Raw genomic sequence first — 16,880 nt, 5'->3', positions numbered from 1 at the left:
TTACCGAGTGTAATCTTTTGGTGTTTTTGCTTGTTCCATATTGGTGCCCATATAGACAACGTTGTCTATTGGTGTGTCATTTTGGTGAGCAATAAAAAACCCGCTAACTCAGGAATTAGCGGGTTTTATTTTTTTGCGTCGATTTGCACTGACTTGTGTAAATCTCGGCGTACGGGCAATTACTGGTTAAACAGGAATTCCATCAGCGCATTTTGCGCATGCATGCGGTTTTCGGCTTCTTCCCAGACGACTGCATCGGGTGCATCGAGGATTTCTGCTGATACTTCTTTGCCGCGATAGGCGGGCAGGCAGTGCATAAAGAGCGCATCGGCTTTAGCCAGGCTCATCAGCTCTTTATTGACCTGGTAACCGCTGAAGATTTTCTCGCGCTGCTTCTTTTCATCTTCCTGGCCCATGGAGGCCCAAGTGTCGGTGACAACCAAGTCGGCACCGGCGACTGCCGCGCGCGGATCGTTGGTCAGTGTGACACGATGCTGGTAGGGCGTGACGAACTCATCTTCCGGCTCAAACCCTTTGGGCGTGGCGATACGCAATTCAAAGTTGCAGAGTTCAGCCGCTTGGATATAGGTATTGCACATGTTGTTGCCGTCGCCCACCCAGGCTACGGTTTTGCCCGCGAGTGATCCGCGTTTTTCAACGTAAGTCTGGATATCGGCCAGTAATTGGCAAGGGTGATATTCATCGGTTAGGCCGTTGATCACTGGGACGCGTGAATACTCAGCAAAACGCTCGACGGTGTCGTGTCCAAAGGTGCGGATCATCACCATATCGACCATGCTGGCGATGCAGCGGGCGGCGTCTTCAATCGGCTCACCGCGACCGAGTTGCGAATCCTTGGTGGACAGGAAAATCGCATGACCACCCAACTTGGCTACGCCAGACTCAAAAGAGACGCGGGTGCGGGTGGAGTTTTTCTCAAAAATCATTGCCAATACTTTGTTGTTAAACGGCTCAGGGGCGGTGCCCTGTCGCAGCATGGCTTTGAGTTCGATGGCGCGTGCAATTATCTGTTGCAGTTCGGCGCGGTTGATATCGGCGAGGGTTAGAAAATGTCTCGGTGCCTTTGGGGGAACCATAATCATTGCTCTTTTATTGCAGCGCGCGCCTTATGCGCGCGCCTATTTAAAACTCATTCACTAATTGGTTAAAACTCGTTTACCAGTTGTACCACTTTGCTGACCAGCTCATCGGCTTCAGCGTCAGTGAGGATAAACGTGGGTAACAAGCGGATAGTGTTGACGGCGGTCACGTTGATCAAAATACCCAAATCACGCCCCTTTTGAACCAGCTCAGGGCAGGCAGCATTCATCTCAATACCAATCATCAATCCTTTACCGCGGATATCAACCACTTTGGGGTTGCCTGCCAAGGCGGTTTTGAAATCGGCCAGCAGCTTATCGCCCAGCACTTTTACACGGGCGATCAGGTTGGATGATAGGAGTGTTTCGATTACCGCAATGCCTGCGCTACAGGCGAGTGGGTTGCCGCCAAACGTAGTGCCATGGTTGCCCGGTTGCAGCACTTCGGCCGCTTTACCGCGCGCGAGGCAGGCGCCCATGGGCATACCGTTGCCCAAGCCTTTGGCAGTGGTGACCACATCGGGCAGCAGGCCGTTGTGTTGATAGGCGAAGTAGGTGCCGGTACGGCCGTTGCCGGTTTGGATTTCATCCAGCATTAACAACAGCTCGTGTTGATCGGCTATAGCGCGCAGTTGGTTCAGGTAATCCGCTGCAGGCACCCGCACACCGCCTTCGCCTTGCACGGGTTCAACCAGAATCGCGACAATGTTTTTGTGTTCAGTGATGGCGGATTTTACTGCCGCAACATCGTCGTAAGGCACACGGATGAAACCTTCTACTAGTGGCTCAAAACCGATTTGCACTTTGGCGTTGCCGGTGGCGCTCAGGGTCGCAAGCGTCCGACCGTGGAAGCTGTTGGCCATAACGATAACGGAAGGATTCTTCACGCCTCTGTCGTTGCCGTATTTACGCGCGATCTTGATCGCCGCTTCATTGGCTTCAGCGCCGGAGTTGGAAAAGAACACCTTTTCCATGCCGGAAACCTGGATCAACAGATCAGCCAAGCGCTGCTGTTGGGGAATATTGTATAAATTGGAGACGTGCAACAGGGTTGCCGCTTGCTCGGACAGGGCTTTGGTCAGCGCAGGGTGCGCATGGCCAAGGCCGCAAACGGCGATACCGCTGATTGCATCCAGATAGGATTTGCCACTGTCATCCCATACTCGGCTGCCCTCGCCCTTGGTGAGGGTCAGGGTTCTGGTGCCGTAAGTATTCATGAGCGTGGACATGGTCTTCTCCAAAAAAACAACGCCGTGGCGTTAGTAATAAATGTGTGTTGCGTGAAAAAACAATTCGCCAAAGCCAGTCAGTGACGGGCCAGCGAATGATTGATCAGGGGGACGCTTTATCAGAGCTTTTTTCGCTACACCGGCACTTGCTACCGATGGGACACAGTTGTAATCAACTTGTACGCGGCAAAAACAGGCGGCAAATATATAAGTTATTGCGATTATTGGCAAATTTGGGCAGGTTTTGCGCCTATCAAGCGACTCTTCAGGATCCACCGAACCCGTTGCCCTGCACAAATTCCTTGGCAAAGATAATGTCGTTTTGCAGATGGAAACCCGTATCGGGTGGCTGGATAAAAAAACCTTCAAACAAACGCACTCCCTGCATCCATAATCTGGAGAGATTGTGCGAGTTTTCAATTTGAGTAGCGATCACTTTAATGCCGCGTCCGGTCGCAGAGGCAATAAGTCGCTCCAACAACTTCGGATTTGCTCCCTCGCTGGTGAGCTTGGGCGAGAGGCGCAGGTAGTTGAGTGCCAAGTCGTCCAGCATCGGCAGTATTTGTTCACTCTCACCAGCGCGAGTGACACAGATACCGCAGCGGATATCGCGCAATGCCTTGGCGATTTCTCGCGCTTGATGGAAGTGATTGAGTATCCAGTTCTCCTCCAGCATAAACACCAGTCGCTCCTCTCCGCGCAGGCGTGACGAGCGCAACACATTGGCGGCGAAGGAAAAGAAGCTGCTTTGTTGCAAGGTCTCTTCGGCCAGGTGGATAAACAGTGTCGCTTGTTCGCGCGTTTGACTGTTGGCGGCAATTGCGCTGACCGCCTGCTGCAACACCCAGCGGTCCAGTTCCAATCGCTTGCCTGGTTGGGTGATGCGGCTGAGGAATTGCCCGGCGGCAATAGGTTCTCCATCTTCACCGCGCAGCCGCGTAAGCACGGAAAAATGTTCGATTTGTGCATCTTCCAAACTGATAATTGGCTGGAACGCGAGAGTCAGGTCGCGGCTGAATACAACAGTGGAAAAATCGGGCAGGTTTTTATCGGTTGTTTTTGTATTGGCCTCCGCCGCTGCACTGGTGAGCGGTATTGCGCCGCTGACACTTGCTTCGAACGCCTGCTCTGCGCGTAATAGCGCATTGTTGGCGGTGCCAAGCGCTGAGCTTAATGGCGCTATACCCAATTTAATTTGCAGGCTGAGGGCTTTGCCTTTAATTATGTAAGGTTGGCTGCTCAAATGTTTGGTGAATTGTTCTCCGCGCTGGCGATGGAACTCCGAGCTGCGTTTACCTGCCAGCACGCAGGCGACCATGTGGGATAAGTCTATCCATTGCTCGTCGCTGCCGACGGTTTCGCTTAGGCGACGACAAAACTGGTCGTGTAAGTCTATGAGCTCTACCTGTCCCAACTGCAGGGTTAAGTCGGCTAGTTTATCGATGCTGAAATAGTAGAGGGCGCTATTCTGGTTGCCCAAACTGTTGTTATGCAGTTCATCTTCCAGTGCAGTGAAGAAGTAGCTGCGGTTGATCTGCTGCGGCTGCTGGGTGTGGCGGGTCACACGTGCGACACGATTTTTGAGCGCCGAGGTATCGGCCAGTGCCTGTTCACATACGCTAATGAGTTCGGTGACCTCAAAGGGTTTAGTAAGTAGCGCATTTACACCCAGCGCCTTGATGCTTTTATGCAGGTTGGTATCGGTATCGGCGGTGACAAAAATAATTGGCAGCAATAAAAATTCCGGGTCTTGTCGCAACAGCACTGCCAGCTCCATGCCATTGATATCGGGCATGTGCATATCCAGAATCACCAGGTCGGGTTTGAATTTGGCGGCGCGCTGCAAACTGTGCAATGGCTGGTTGACGCAGAGCACTTCCATCCCCGCATAGCGCAAAATTTCCGCTTGCAGGCTGGTCATTGCAGGGTCGTCGTCAACAATCATCACCCGCTGGGTTTTGGTGTGTTGGGTGATGATATGTACCAGCTTCTCGACCAGAAAATGGAAGTCGAGCGGCTTGATCAGATAGTCGCTGCTACCTGCGCGCAGGGCGCGCAATTTGGCATTTACGTCGGTGCGGCCGGACATCAGGATGATGGGGGTATCATGGGTGAGCAACGCCTTTATTTGATGCAAATTGCCCAGCGCCTGCAAGCCCGAGCGCTCAAAATCCGGGTCCATCAGGATTGCGGCGGGTGAATCCAGATAGAGCCTCTGCATACAGGATTGTGGATTGTCAAAATACTCCACTACAAATCCGGCTTTACGCAGATAGGCGTTGCAGAGCGCAGCCAGCACCCGGTCGGGGTCAACTAAAAAAATCGTTTTACCCAGCGCTTCCGGATACCTGTTGGGATCAATAGCAGAGGGGAGTGGATCCTGGCGCGCTGTACCATTGGCGGTGGCAGCCATTATCTGGCTCAAGTGGCGGATATGGTCTTCCAGTTGCGCGTACTCCAAGCCGCCAAAACTACGCCCCAATTCATTCAGGTCGGTGATGAAGTTTTCCAATTGCTGCGCGGCGTGGCGCAACTCGGGAAAACCAAAGCTGGTGCCGGCCTCGATAAGTTTGTGCGCAAACTGTTGCAGCGTAGTAATACCTTGCTCGCTCCAATTAAGATGGCGCAAATGGCTCCAGATTTCTTCCAGGCGACGCGCCCGCTCGGGCAAGCTTGCTGCAAACTGTTGGCGCAGCCGTTCAAGCTGGTTGCGAAATTCTTGTGGCATAGAATCATCCTGATGTTCACTTCTTGAGTATAGAAGCTGTTCACCAAAGCGCAGCTTATGTCGCGATTGATGTAAATATTCGTTTTATCTAATGAGACTTTGTTACGTTTTTTGCAGAATAGCTCCTCTTTTGGCGCTGCAGTCTGCGCGCATTTTTATCATCCTGGACAATTATGAATTATTCGTACGCACCCATGTGTTCGCTAATGGCAGGGACATTATTCCTGCTGCAGCCAAATATACTATTCGCGCAAGCAGCGCCGGAATTGTTGGAAACCTTGATTGTATCGGGCGAGCGCAGTGAAACTTCTGTAGTAAGCCAACGTATTTTGATAAAAACGGCGGCTGATTTTTCTGCTGGCGCGCGGCTCGATCCCGCTGAATTACTGCAAATCATTCCCGGTGTGCAAGTGGATTCGCGTACTAACTACGCGCAGGATACACGTATTAGCCTGCGCGGTTTCGGCGCGCGCTCCGCTTTTGGCGTGCGCGGTATTGATCTGCAAGTCGATGGTATTCCCATGTCCACACCCGATGGACAGGGGCAATTAGCCAGCGTGATGCTTGACAATGTCGCCAGCGCGCAAGTATTGCGCGGGCCAGTTGCCGCGCTCTATGGCAATGGTGCAGGTGGTGTGATTGGCCTGCAAACTGAAGTGCCGGAAGCGAGTCGCATCAGCGCAGGATTAATCGCAGGTGATCTAGGCCTCACACGACAAACATTGAGTGGAGAGTGGCGCAGTGAAAATCTGGCGCTACGCGCGCAATTTGCCAATACTGATATCGATGGCGAGCGACCTCATTCCAGCGCTGAGCGACATCAAGCTGGTGTGCAATTGTTTTACACCACAGAAAATAATCTTGATGTGATTGTTAAGCACGATTACAGCAATGATCCACTATTGCAAGATCCACTCGGTTTAACGCCTGAACAGTGGCGCAATGATCCATGGCAATTAAATCCTGCCGCAGAAATGTATGACACGCGCAAAACTATTGAACATCAACAAACCTCTATCAGTCTGCGCGATAATAACGGAGCAACACGCTGGCAAACCGGGCTTTGGCAAGGCGAGCGCGCGATTACCCAATATCTGGGTTTTGCGGGTGATGCTATTTCTGGCAGTGGTGGTGTCGTCGATTTGCAGCGGGATTTTTCCGGTATTAATGGGAGTATTACGCACAGTTTGAATCTATTGAGTTGGCCTACAGAAATCAGTCTTGGTGCGGAATTAGCACAGATGCAAGACGAGCGCCGAGGTTATGTGAATGAATTCGGCGCTATCGGAGATTTGCGCCGCGATGAGACTGGTGAAGTTGAAAGCCGCGATATTTACTCGTTAATTCACATTAACCCCACGGAAAACTTAATGCTTTACACAGGTGTGCGCCATACCGATTTGGATTTTATTGTAGAAGACAGTTTTATTGTTGTCGGTAATCCCGACGACTCAGGCGCGCGCAATTATCGTGAAGATTCTTTTGCAATCGGTGGGAATTATGCAGTCACATCTGCGTGGCAATTATTTGCCAGTAGCGGACGCGGCTATGAAACTCCCACGCTGACCGAAATGGCTTACAGGACTGGTGCAACCGGTTTGAATACCGGGCTTGAGACGGCCACTAATCGCCAGCATGAGTTGGGCATTAACTATAATCCGGAGGAGATGTTCGAGCTGACATTGACGCAATTTTTTATCGATACGGAAAACGAAATTGTCGTGGATCAGTCAGTCGGAGGTCGCACTACCTTTCGCAACGCCGCTGAAACTAAACGCGAAGGGATCGAATTATTGGGCCGCTTTACCATTAATCCCAATGTGAAGCTGCAGGCGGGGATTCAATCGCTTGATGCCATCTATTCTGCCGGTCAATGGGACGGCAGCCAACTGCCCGGCGCGGCGCGCGAGCAATATCAGCTAGGTATACAATGGCAACCCTTTGCAAATGATACATTGCGATTTGATCTGGGCGCGCAGCAGCGCTCGCGTATTTATACTGCCGATAATAATCAGGTTTACGCTCCGAATTACACCACTTTTGATGCGAGTGTTCGCGGCGCATATGTTGTGCAATCATTGCAATTCGATTGGTGGTTAAAATTGGCCAATATTACCGATGAGAATTACGTGGGTTCGGTCATCGTCAATCAAGCGAACGGCCGCGCATTTGAACCCGCTTTGGGGCGAAATGTTTCGGCAGGCATTAAGTTAATCCATCAATTCGATTAATCATTTTTTATCTTTTATCTGGATTTTTTATGCTCTTGCCCGATTTACCGCTGAGTGCATTGCACGATGATTTTATTGCTGCACTGGCACATACGCCGCTGTTACTGGAAGCAGAACCTGGCGCTGGTAAATCAACACTCGCACCGCTCTGGGTATTGGCGCAAGCACCTGCGGGGCAGCAAGTTTGGTTGGTGCAGCCGCGTGTTTTGGCGGCGCAAGCGCTCGCGCAACGGCTCGCAGCATTATTGGGCGAAACGCCGGGGCAGCAGGTGGGTTATCAAGTACCTTACGATTCGCGCATGAGTGCTGATACCCGCCTGGTGTTAATGACACCAGGTATTTTGCTACAACATCTTTTGCAAAATCCCACACTGGATGGTGTCGCCTGCGTGATGCTTGACGAAATTCACGAGCGCAGTGTAAACCAGGATATGGCATGGGCATTTTTGCAGGAGGTGCAAATCCTGCGCGAGGATTTGCAGCTTGTGCTAATGAGCGCAACACCGGATCCCGCTTTGCAGCAGCAAATTACTAACCGCTTATTTGCACCGGGGCGCTGCTTTTCGGTCAGCACCCAATATCAACCTGCCAAACAAAATCCCAACGGCTATGGTGAAAAAATTGAAGATCAGTTATTGCGTGCGCTGCTTGCGTATCCGCAGTGGCAATCCACAACGGTGCTGGTATTTTTACCGGGCTGGCGCGAGATAGAAAACTGCGCTAGTTTAATTGCTCAAAAATTTCCTATTCAACTATTTCCTTCACTGAAAGTATTTCGTTTGCATAGCCGTGTTCCATCAAACGAACAAAGCGCTGCATTAGATTCAATGCAAGGCCCGCGTTTAATTCTGGCGACGAACATTGCCGAAACATCATTAACTATTGCCGACGTTACTGTCGTTATTGATTCTGGTTTGGCGCGCCGGGCGGACTATGAGCAGCGCACCGGTGTTACCCGTCTGCGCACAACGCGTATCAGCATGGCCAGCGCCGAGCAACGTCGTGGTCGTGCTGGGCGCGTTCAGGCCGGGCATTGCATTCGCCTTTGGTCGCAAGACCAGCCGCTTGCGGCGGCTGATTTACCGGAAATTCGCGCGACCGATTATTTGCCACTCGCGTTGCGTATCGCCCACTGGGGTAGCCCTTCTGATTCACTGCCTTGGTTAGAAGCGCCAAATAAACTCGCGTTGGATTTTGCAGTTCAGCAATTACAAAAAATGAATTTGCTCGATACCAAAGCACAAATTACTGCGGCGGGAAAATCGGTCAGTGCACTCGGAACCCATCCGCGCATCGCCGCGTTTTTATTGCTGCATGAAAAAACCATTAGCGAAGCCGCGCTCTTGCTATCACTCTCCTTGCATTTTGAATTGGCAGCAGAGCAGGATTTTTCTGCTTTGTTAGATGATGCTACGCGTGAACTGGCGTGCAATCGGCAATGGCAGCAACAACAAAAACGCTGGTTAGGGGTTTTATCACTGCAAAAAAATACCGCTGCGGTAGATTCCTTATTTCTTGCCCGCGCATTTAATGATCGTATTGGGTTTAAACAAGACTCGGGCCGTTACCGGTTGAACTCCGGTATGAGTGTTGAACCACAAGGCAAGTTGGACGCGCAGTGGGCGGTGTTCCCGCTAATTAATACCAAGCCTAAAAGCCATTCTGGTGTGGGCATTGCGCTGCAATTAACAGCCGAGCAGCAGCGACAACTCAGCCAGGCGAAAACCACATTGGTATTTAAACAACAGCGTTGGCAAGAGCACACGCGTTGGGCCATGGGGGGTGTGGCGATTGATGAAAGCTGGCAAATAATTCCTGCCAGTGAAATTGCACAAAAATTGTTGGAACATATTCGCGCATTCATTGTTGAAAAAGGTTTTGACCATCTTGCATGGAGCGATAAAGCACGCGCATTGCTTGAGCGCGCACGTTTGGTGGTGGCTTATCAGTTATGTGAATTGCCCGCGCTTGACAATGCCAGCCTGATTGTTAATTTACACCAATGGTTGCTGCCATTTTTAAATGAATCAACGCGTTTGGATCAGCTGCCGTTGCACGATGCTCTGGAATTTTATTTGGGTTTCGATAATTGCCAAAAAATTGCACAACTATTGCCAAGTAAAATTGATTTACCTAGTGGCCGCAGTGTGGTTGTTGATTTTGCTAACGATGGCAGCGCACAAATCTCGGCCAAGTTGCAGGAATTTTTTGGTTGTGAACAATTGCAACTTGCTAATGGTAAAATCCCGCTAAAAATTCACCTGTTATCGCCTAATGGTAGCCCGCTAGCTATCACAAATAACCTGCAAACTTTTTGGCAGCAAGCCTACCCCGAAGTGCGCAAAGAAATGCGCGGTCGCTATCCGCGCCATCCGTGGCCAGACAACCCACTCGAGCATGAAGCGACAGCGCTGACTAAAAGGAAACTGGCACTGCAGCAACCACCGAGCTAATTAGATAACTTTATTTTTAAACCGTTCGTTTTAATTTCATTCGACGATAAGCCTGTAGGTTTTTTCGCGATAATCCTTGGCGCGCTTAATCCCTGTCTATACTGCTACTCAGCATTGCCCTGTTGCGCCCATTATTTATGGATGCAGCCGTACCAATTAGAGGCAGAGGGATTGTTGGCTATGAAGAAAATTCTCACGCTTTTGTTGCTCATGACGGCGAGTGTTAGTTTTTGCGCTCGCGCTGAGTCCCCGTATCAATTGGCGACTGCCTTGACGTTGGAGTCCGTCACTAACCTGGATGGTGGTATACGAGAGGGTTCCAGTGAATTGGCCAATGTTGATCTCACCTTGGCAATAGATACCGGTGCTGCAGGTTGGTGGGGTAATGGTGCATGGTTTGTGTATGTGTTGGGCGATACCGGCGATAACCCTTCCGACGATGTCGGTGATGTGCAAGGCATATCCAATATCGCCACCGATGAAGCTTTAAAGGTCTATGAGTTTTGGTATCAACACAGTTTTGCGGATGACAGCGTAAAAGTTTTGTTTGGTTTGCACGATTACAACTCCACATTTTATTCACTCGAATCAGCGGGTTTATTTACCCATCCCTCTTTTGGTATCGGCCCGGATACCTCACAAGTCGGCCCTTCCATTTTTTCTACTACATCGACAGCCCTGCATTTTACCTTTGCGGGCGAAAATAATTATTTACTAGCCGCGATTTACGATGGCATTCCAGGTGACCCGAATGATCCGCGTGGTACCCATGTGCAATTTAATAGCGGCGATGGTTTGTTCAGTGCGGTTGAATGGGGGTGGGCAACTGACAGCAAGGATAAGGTTGCTCTGGGTGTTTGGCAGCACACGGCTGAAGTTGAAAATCCGGTTGATGGTGAAATGATGGATGACAACACCGGGGTTTATTTTATTGCCGAAAAAAATATCAATGATGTCGCTGCGGTGTTTGTGCAGTTAGGGCAAGCCGATGATGAATTTAACCAGCTTGAATATTACGGCGGTACAGGTATTACCTTTACCGGGTTTTGGTTGGACGGCGATGGTTTGGGGTTGGCGGTGGCGCATGCGCGCAATGGCGATCCCTATCTCGACGCTAACAGTGCTACCGATAGTGGAGTGGATCGCGCGGAAACGGCGTGGGAGCTAACCTATTTTGCGCCGGTGGTGGACCACCTTAATTTACAGGGGAGTTTTTATTACATCCAAAATCCCGCTATGGATAAAACCCTGGACGATGCACTTGCTGTTGGTGCGCGTGCTTATATTGAATTTTAATCTGTGTTGGTCAGGTCAGCTAACAAAATTGCGAGGACGCAATGAACATCAAACAATCCATCATGCTAGTGGTTGCCGGGTTTATTGCCTTGATTGGCATAAATACGTTTGTCGGTTTTAGTGCGAGCCAAAAATTGGGTGGCTTGCTGGAATATATTTCCGGCCCGGCGTGGAATGCGGCAGATGGTGCTATGGAAGGGCAGATTGGCCTTGAGGGGCAAATTATTGTATTGCAAAAATTGTATCACAACGAAAAATCGCTCGCGGAAATGCAAGCGGTGTTGGACGCTGCCATTGCTATGGAAAATGAAGCCTTGGGACGCATGAAAGCATCGGGATTAATGGGGCAGGCTACCGTCAGTAAATTGGATCAGCAATTAAATAATTATCACGCAACACGCGCGGCACTGATCAGTAAATTGCAGGCGGGCACTGTTGCTACCGAGGAATATAACCAGCTCAATAGTCAGCTTGATGGACTGCTTGCGTTTATCGGTGAAATGGAAGAAGAGGCAGACAGTAAAGTTGAAAGTGAAACCGGCAATGTCGAACAATTGCAGAGCGCCGCATCAGTAAAACTCTTTGCTGCTTTGTTGGTAAGCATTGCAATGGCCGTGGTTATTTTTATTTTTGCCAACAAAATGATTGTTCAACCGGTTGCACAGGTTACTGAAAATCTGCAGGAGTTGGCCTCAGGCTCGGGCGATTTAACCGCGCGTCTACCTAATGAAAATACCACTACAGAATTGGGGCGCCTTGCATTTGCGTTTAACCGGTTTGTTGAAAAACTGCAGGTGCTTATTAGCCAGGCCCAGGCCAGCAATCACACGCTCACCGCAGCGAGTGTGCAAATTACCCAATCAATTACTCAGGCAGCCAGAGGCTGCGATGCGCAGCTGCGCGAAATTTCCCATGTTGCCAATGCGGTGGATAGAATTTCCAACACCCTGGATAAGGTGGCAGAGGCTGCAGTAGGTGCGAATCAGGCATCCACCGATGCCACGAGCATTACCGGCGCAGGTAACAAAATAGTCGCCTCGGCCCAGCAAGGTGTTGATGAAGTCGTGCAAGAGGTTGATAACGCATCGCAAGTGATTTCCGCGCTGGTGGCTGATAGCCGCAATATAGGTGCAATGCTGGAGGTGATTCGCAGCATTGCCGAGCAAACCAATTTATTGGCTTTAAATGCGGCGATTGAAGCCGCGCGTGCCGGTGAAACCGGGCGCGGTTTTGCGGTCGTGGCCGATGAAGTGCGCAGTCTTGCATCGCGCACTCAGGAATCCACTAAAGCAATTGAAACTATTATTACCAATCTCACTACCGGTTCAAGTAAAGCGGTAGAAGTTATGAGCGGAGCACAACAAAAAGCGTTGGTGATTAAAGAACGTATCGCCAATACATCACAGGCATTTTCTAATATAGTGGATGCGGTTGATCAAATCCGGCAAATGAATTCGCAAATTGAGCGCGCGTCGGAAGAAGAAAAACAGTCAATGCAACAAATCACCGGCAGCATGGATACGATTCTGCAACAGGCAAAACAAAACCATGAAGCCGGTGAGCAAACTAGCCAATCGCGCGATCACCTCGAACGTGAGATTCGCAAATTAGACGGTTTGCTAAGTGTGTTTCGCACTTAAACCGAATCGATTTTAATCTCAGACTTTGATTCCAACCTGTAACTCGGCGATATACCCATCTGTTACGTTGCCGGTGACACTCGTCATTTGATACTCAACACCGTCGCTAAAGACGTTGTCCGCCGAAAAAGTTTTTACCGAGGTGTTTTGCCCTTTAGCACTGTAAAGAGTTGAGTTGTAAACCGCAGTTGTTATATCAGCCGGAAACGCCATTTGTGAAATAGCGCTAGACTGGGCATTGCTTCCGTAAGCGGTTAAAAAAATCTGGAAATGAATATGGGTGATACGCCCGGCATACCAACCAGGATAAATGGTGGTGAAGTGGGCCACACCATTGGTGTCGGTGTACTGCACACCGCGACAATAGGTTTTTCCCGCTTCGCCGTTATAACCCGAATAATTGCCATCTTTATCGCAATGCCAGATGTATACGTAGGCAGATACGGGTGTGCAACTGTTATTCACATTCACCAATTTCAGTTTGACTTGAAGTGGCACACCAGTTTTATCTTCAGCAATATTTTCGCGCAAAATAAGTGAGCTGTTTAATAAGGTAGAGAGAGGGTAGGGGCCAATAGTTTCTGTTGGAATCACCGTGCAACTCCCCGAGCTCGTAGCCAGGCTACTGGTAGTGGAGCTGGTGGCTGCACTCGATGACGATGCGGTGCTGGTCGTGGTCGAGCTATTTGCGCTGCTGCCGGATGATGAGCCTCCGCCGCAACCGATAAGCCCGGTTGCGCCCATCAGGCTAAATATACCCAATGTACCTAATGTCCGGCGGCGGTTACTGTCAATAGTGGTTCTATCGGTAGCAGAAGCAGCATTAGTAGAAGATGAGTTTTTATTGGATGGTTTAAGCATAAGATTCTCTCAGCGTGGTTGTGGTCTAGCCTGTGACACCAGCACAGAAAATGAATGCGCGCAGGATTGTGAAAGGATTCAGGAAGAACTATGAAAGAATTATGCAAGTCAGTTTTTTGGTTAAAAAAATGGCTAATAGAGGTTAATAAATAGCGGTAGTTGTGAGGTTTGGAGAGAGTGATTACCTGTGCCTTCCATGGCATCTGCGGGATGAATGCATCAGGAAATTTGCAGCCGATAACCCACCCCGTAAACCGAATGGATAATATCTTCATTGCAAATAGGCTGTAATTTTTTACGCAGTTTGGTGATGTGGGAATCCATAGTTCTATCGCTTACGACACGATGATCGGTGTAAGCGTTTTTCAATAATAAATCGCGCGAGATAACACGCTGTTTGTTGAGCAGTAATGTTTCCAGAATGCGAAATTCGATGCTGGTCAATTCGACGCATTGATCACCGACGCAGGCGTACTGGCGCTCTTTGTCCAGGCGCAGTCCCTCCTCATGTGGTTCTTCACTTTTGTTGCTGCGGCGTAACACAGCTTTCACACGTGCGACGACTTCGCGTGGGCTAAATGGCTTGCAAATATAATCATCGGCGCCCAGCTCCAAACCAATCAAGCGATCAATTTCCTCCACCTTGGCGGTGGTCATAATAATTGGCACTTGCGAGGTTTTGCGCACTTCCTGGCAAATACTTAAGCCGTCGCGTTTGGGCAGCATTAAATCGAGCAATACCAAATCCCATTTTTCGGTCAGGATTTTCTGCAGCCCCAGTTCACCATCGCTCACCAGTGTTGCTGTAAAACCTTCGCTGGTTAGGTAGTCTTGCAAAATTTCGCCTAAATCAATTTCATCTTCAACAATTAAAATGTTCATGCAGATTCCTGTAGTGGTAAATAAACGGATACTTTTAATCCGCCCAGTTCGCTGGTTTCAATACTGACGCGTCCGGCGTGAGCTTCGACGATGTTGCGGCAAATACTCAGACCCAAACCGGCGCCACCAGTTTCACGGCTGCGAGAGGATTCGGCGCGATACAAGCGTTCGAACAGTTTTTCATGCAGCGTCGGATCAACGCCGGGGGCTGAGTCTTCAATCACAAAAGTTGCCTGGCTTGCGTCAGCGGATAAAGCGATACGGATTTTTCCGGGTGCTTCAGTGTAGTTAATACTGTTGTTAAATAAATTCAAAAAGAGTTGATGCAACCGCTCGGGATCAGCAAATGCCATCACTGAATTTTTCGGCAGTGTGCGTTCCAGTTCAAGCCCGTTTTGAATCAGCTTGTCTTGCAGGGAAACGCTTAATTCTTCGATGATTTCTGCGATATCGCACTCCTGCTTGCGATAGCTCATGGCGCCTATGTCGGTGAGTGAGAGTTGGTATAAATCATTTACCAGGCTGGCGAGGCGCGCAGCGTGTTTTTGCAAGCGGGTAATGGCTTTTGCATCAAATTTTCTAACGCCGTCTTCTAGCGCCTCAAGGTCGGCTTTGAGTACGGCCAATGGGGTGCGCAGTTCATGGGAGATATCGGCCACCCAGCGTTTGCGCGCTTGTTCGGTTTGGTTGAGTGTATGCGCCAAGTGGTTGAGGTTTTCGGCGAGGGTGGAAATTTCATCCTGCCCTTTGGTGGATAGCCGCTGTTGATATTCCCCTTTACTCAACTGCTGTACATGCGTTGCCAATTTTTTTACGCGCTGTGTGAGTAAATAGGAGAGCGGAATTGCACAGGCCAATGCGATGGACAGTGCAACCATCGCCATTAACAAAAAATGATTTTGTTGGCGTTTGGCAAATTCGTTATCGCGCAGGTCGCGCAACGCTGGATTCATAGGTGTGCCGAGATAACCCACTAACTTTTTTTCGCCATCGATATTGATATACAGATCGCTGAAAAAGTAGGTTTCGTTGCGCCATTTTTTTCCGCTGATGATTTTTTCTTTATGATCCAGAAGAATAAAACGCTTGTAGGGTTGATGGCGTAAAAAATCATCCGGTTGAGGCGGTGCGCGCCTATCGTCCCGGCGTGCATCTTGGGTGTTTTTACGAATTAGAAAGGCGCTGCGGTCATTGCGGTCTTCATCGCCGCCATCGATACGCGTATCCAATTCGGGCGGAAAGGGAAAGGGAATAGGACGCTCACCGCGCTGGCGCATGTTGGCGCTGTATTGCCACACAAATAATTCCCAATAATGCGGGTTTACTTTAAATGCATCCCAATTGCCGTTGTAGGTAAAGTGCTGCTCCAGCGCCATGATTAGCCGGGCATTGCGCGAGGCTTCTTTTTGCTCCATGTAATGATTAAATCCGCGCTCAAAACTCAAGCGTGAATATATAAATAATCCGCCCGTTAGCAGCACGGCAAAACAGGCAAAAACTAAAAATACTTGGATGCGCAGATTAAACTTCACAGCGGTGGATAACCCTTTTTCAATGGATAGAATGCGGAACTATTACTGACAGAATATGCAAAAACAGCGATTTGGCAATCGCATGAGATTGGCCTGCCAGTGCTGGCTGGGGTAAAATGGCAATACTTGAGCAAAATACTCGGATATATCCGGTTGTGTTTATTCCGATTGCCCCCAATTAACCAGCTCCCTATTGAATAGCCCATACTGAATATCGAGGTAGATAAGATGGACGTGTTAGATACGATCAAACAACAAATCAGCGAAAACGATGTGATTCTGTATATGAAAGGTTCGCCTAGCGCGCCTCAATGTGGATTCTCGCAGCGCGCGTCCCAGGCATTAATGGCCTGCGGCCAACGTTTTGCTTATGTGGATATTTTGAGCAACCCGGAAATCCGCGCTGAATTGCCTAAATTTGCCAACTGGCCAACTTTTCCCCAATTGTGGGTGAAAGGCGAGTTGATCGGCGGCTGCGATATCATCACCGAGATGAATGAAAAAGGTGAGCTGAAACCTTTGATTGACGCTGCTGTTGCCGGCTAATACCCTCGGGTCGGTTGCCAATCTAGCGGTGACCGACCCTATTGCCTGCTATTGCTGTAATGCCAGATATAACAACACCCCTGCACCTATCACACTGAATACACAGAGCGATAAACCAATAACCCGTTGGCGTGCACGGCTGTGTTCGTCGTTTTGATGTTGCAGTTGGTGCGCTCGCCAGGCAATGTCTTTGGATTTGACCAGTTTGGTGCGAATTTGCTGGAGCGCGAGAATATCTTGTTCTAATTGCGGGTTCGGCTCGCTGCTGTTTTGTTGTACACGCTGTTCTTCAAGTTTCTTGAGTTGTTGATCCAGTTGCGCAAGCTTGTGATCCAGCGCAGCGGATACCTGACGAATTTGCATAATAAGGGCTCAATATTGG

12 protein-coding genes are annotated in these 16,880 nt (G+C 49.6%); 5 read left to right on the top strand and 7 right to left on the bottom strand.

Annotated features, from left to right (window positions below):
* Positions 1-179 precede the first annotated feature (179 nt).
* The 3 genes from argF to J2X05_RS19920 form a co-directional block, all read right to left on the bottom strand.
* Complete coding sequence (gene argF, locus J2X05_RS19930; protein WP_310075954.1) at positions 180-1,097, bottom strand: ornithine carbamoyltransferase; 918 nt, start codon at positions 1,095-1,097, stop codon at positions 180-182.
* Positions 1,098-1,165: 68 nt separating this feature from the next.
* A complete protein-coding gene (locus tag J2X05_RS19925) occupies positions 1,166-2,329 on the bottom strand; it encodes an aspartate aminotransferase family protein (protein WP_310075951.1) in 1,164 nt (387 codons plus the stop codon).
* Between the two features lie 265 nt (positions 2,330-2,594).
* Positions 2,595-5,057 (bottom strand): EAL domain-containing response regulator, encoded by a 2,463-nt coding sequence (locus tag J2X05_RS19920; RefSeq protein ID WP_310075948.1) that lies wholly within the window; start codon positions 5,055-5,057, stop codon positions 2,595-2,597.
* 173 nt (positions 5,058-5,230) lie between these two features.
* Here J2X05_RS19920 and J2X05_RS19915 point away from each other — a divergent pair, with 173 nt between their 5' ends.
* The 4 genes from J2X05_RS19915 (at position 5,231) to J2X05_RS19900 (ending at position 12,677) form a co-directional block, all read left to right on the top strand.
* Positions 5,231-7,288: a TonB-dependent receptor family protein gene (locus J2X05_RS19915; protein WP_310075945.1), complete on the top strand. Its 2,058-nt coding sequence runs from the start codon at positions 5,231-5,233 to the stop codon at positions 7,286-7,288.
* Between the two features lie 29 nt (positions 7,289-7,317).
* A complete protein-coding gene (hrpB, locus tag J2X05_RS19910) occupies positions 7,318-9,741 on the top strand; it encodes an ATP-dependent helicase HrpB (RefSeq protein WP_310075944.1) in 2,424 nt (807 codons plus the stop codon).
* A 180-nt stretch (positions 9,742-9,921) separates the two neighbouring features.
* Positions 9,922-11,037 (top strand): carbohydrate porin, encoded by a 1,116-nt coding sequence (locus J2X05_RS19905; protein ID WP_310075941.1) that lies wholly within the window; start codon positions 9,922-9,924, stop codon positions 11,035-11,037.
* A 41-nt stretch (positions 11,038-11,078) separates the two neighbouring features.
* Complete coding sequence (locus tag J2X05_RS19900) at positions 11,079-12,677, top strand: methyl-accepting chemotaxis protein (protein ID WP_310075938.1); 1,599 nt, start codon at positions 11,079-11,081, stop codon at positions 12,675-12,677.
* 18 nt (positions 12,678-12,695) lie between these two features.
* Here J2X05_RS19900 and J2X05_RS19895 read toward each other — a convergent pair whose 3' ends face one another.
* The 3 genes from J2X05_RS19895 to J2X05_RS19885 form a co-directional block, all read right to left on the bottom strand.
* Positions 12,696-13,538 carry an intradiol ring-cleavage dioxygenase gene (locus J2X05_RS19895; RefSeq protein WP_310075933.1) on the bottom strand — a complete coding sequence of 281 codons (843 nt, stop codon included), beginning with the start codon at positions 13,536-13,538 and terminating at the stop codon, positions 12,696-12,698.
* Between the two features lie 219 nt (positions 13,539-13,757).
* Positions 13,758-14,420, bottom strand: coding sequence for a response regulator (locus tag J2X05_RS19890; protein ID WP_310075930.1), 663 nt, complete (start codon positions 14,418-14,420; stop codon positions 13,758-13,760).
* Positions 14,417-15,952 (bottom strand): ATP-binding protein, encoded by a 1,536-nt coding sequence (locus tag J2X05_RS19885; RefSeq protein ID WP_310075928.1) that lies wholly within the window; start codon positions 15,950-15,952, stop codon positions 14,417-14,419. The genes J2X05_RS19890 and J2X05_RS19885 overlap by 4 nt, the downstream gene beginning before the upstream one ends.
* Before the next feature lie 228 nt (positions 15,953-16,180).
* Between J2X05_RS19885 and grxD the strand changes: the two genes are divergently transcribed.
* Positions 16,181-16,498 (top strand): Grx4 family monothiol glutaredoxin, encoded by a 318-nt coding sequence (gene grxD / locus J2X05_RS19880; protein WP_310075925.1) that lies wholly within the window; start codon positions 16,181-16,183, stop codon positions 16,496-16,498.
* A gap of 48 nt (positions 16,499-16,546) precedes the next feature.
* Here grxD and J2X05_RS19875 read toward each other — a convergent pair whose 3' ends face one another.
* Positions 16,547-16,861 (bottom strand): hypothetical protein, encoded by a 315-nt coding sequence (locus tag J2X05_RS19875; RefSeq protein ID WP_310075922.1) that lies wholly within the window; start codon positions 16,859-16,861, stop codon positions 16,547-16,549.
* Between the last annotated feature and the right edge of the window lie 19 nt (positions 16,862-16,880).

This window comes from Cellvibrio fibrivorans, from assembly GCF_031457055.1.
Taxonomy (GTDB): domain Bacteria; phylum Pseudomonadota; class Gammaproteobacteria; order Pseudomonadales; family Cellvibrionaceae; genus Cellvibrio; species Cellvibrio fibrivorans.
Note: the sequence above shows the minus strand (reverse complement) of the source record. Positions and strands in the feature narration are given on the sequence as shown.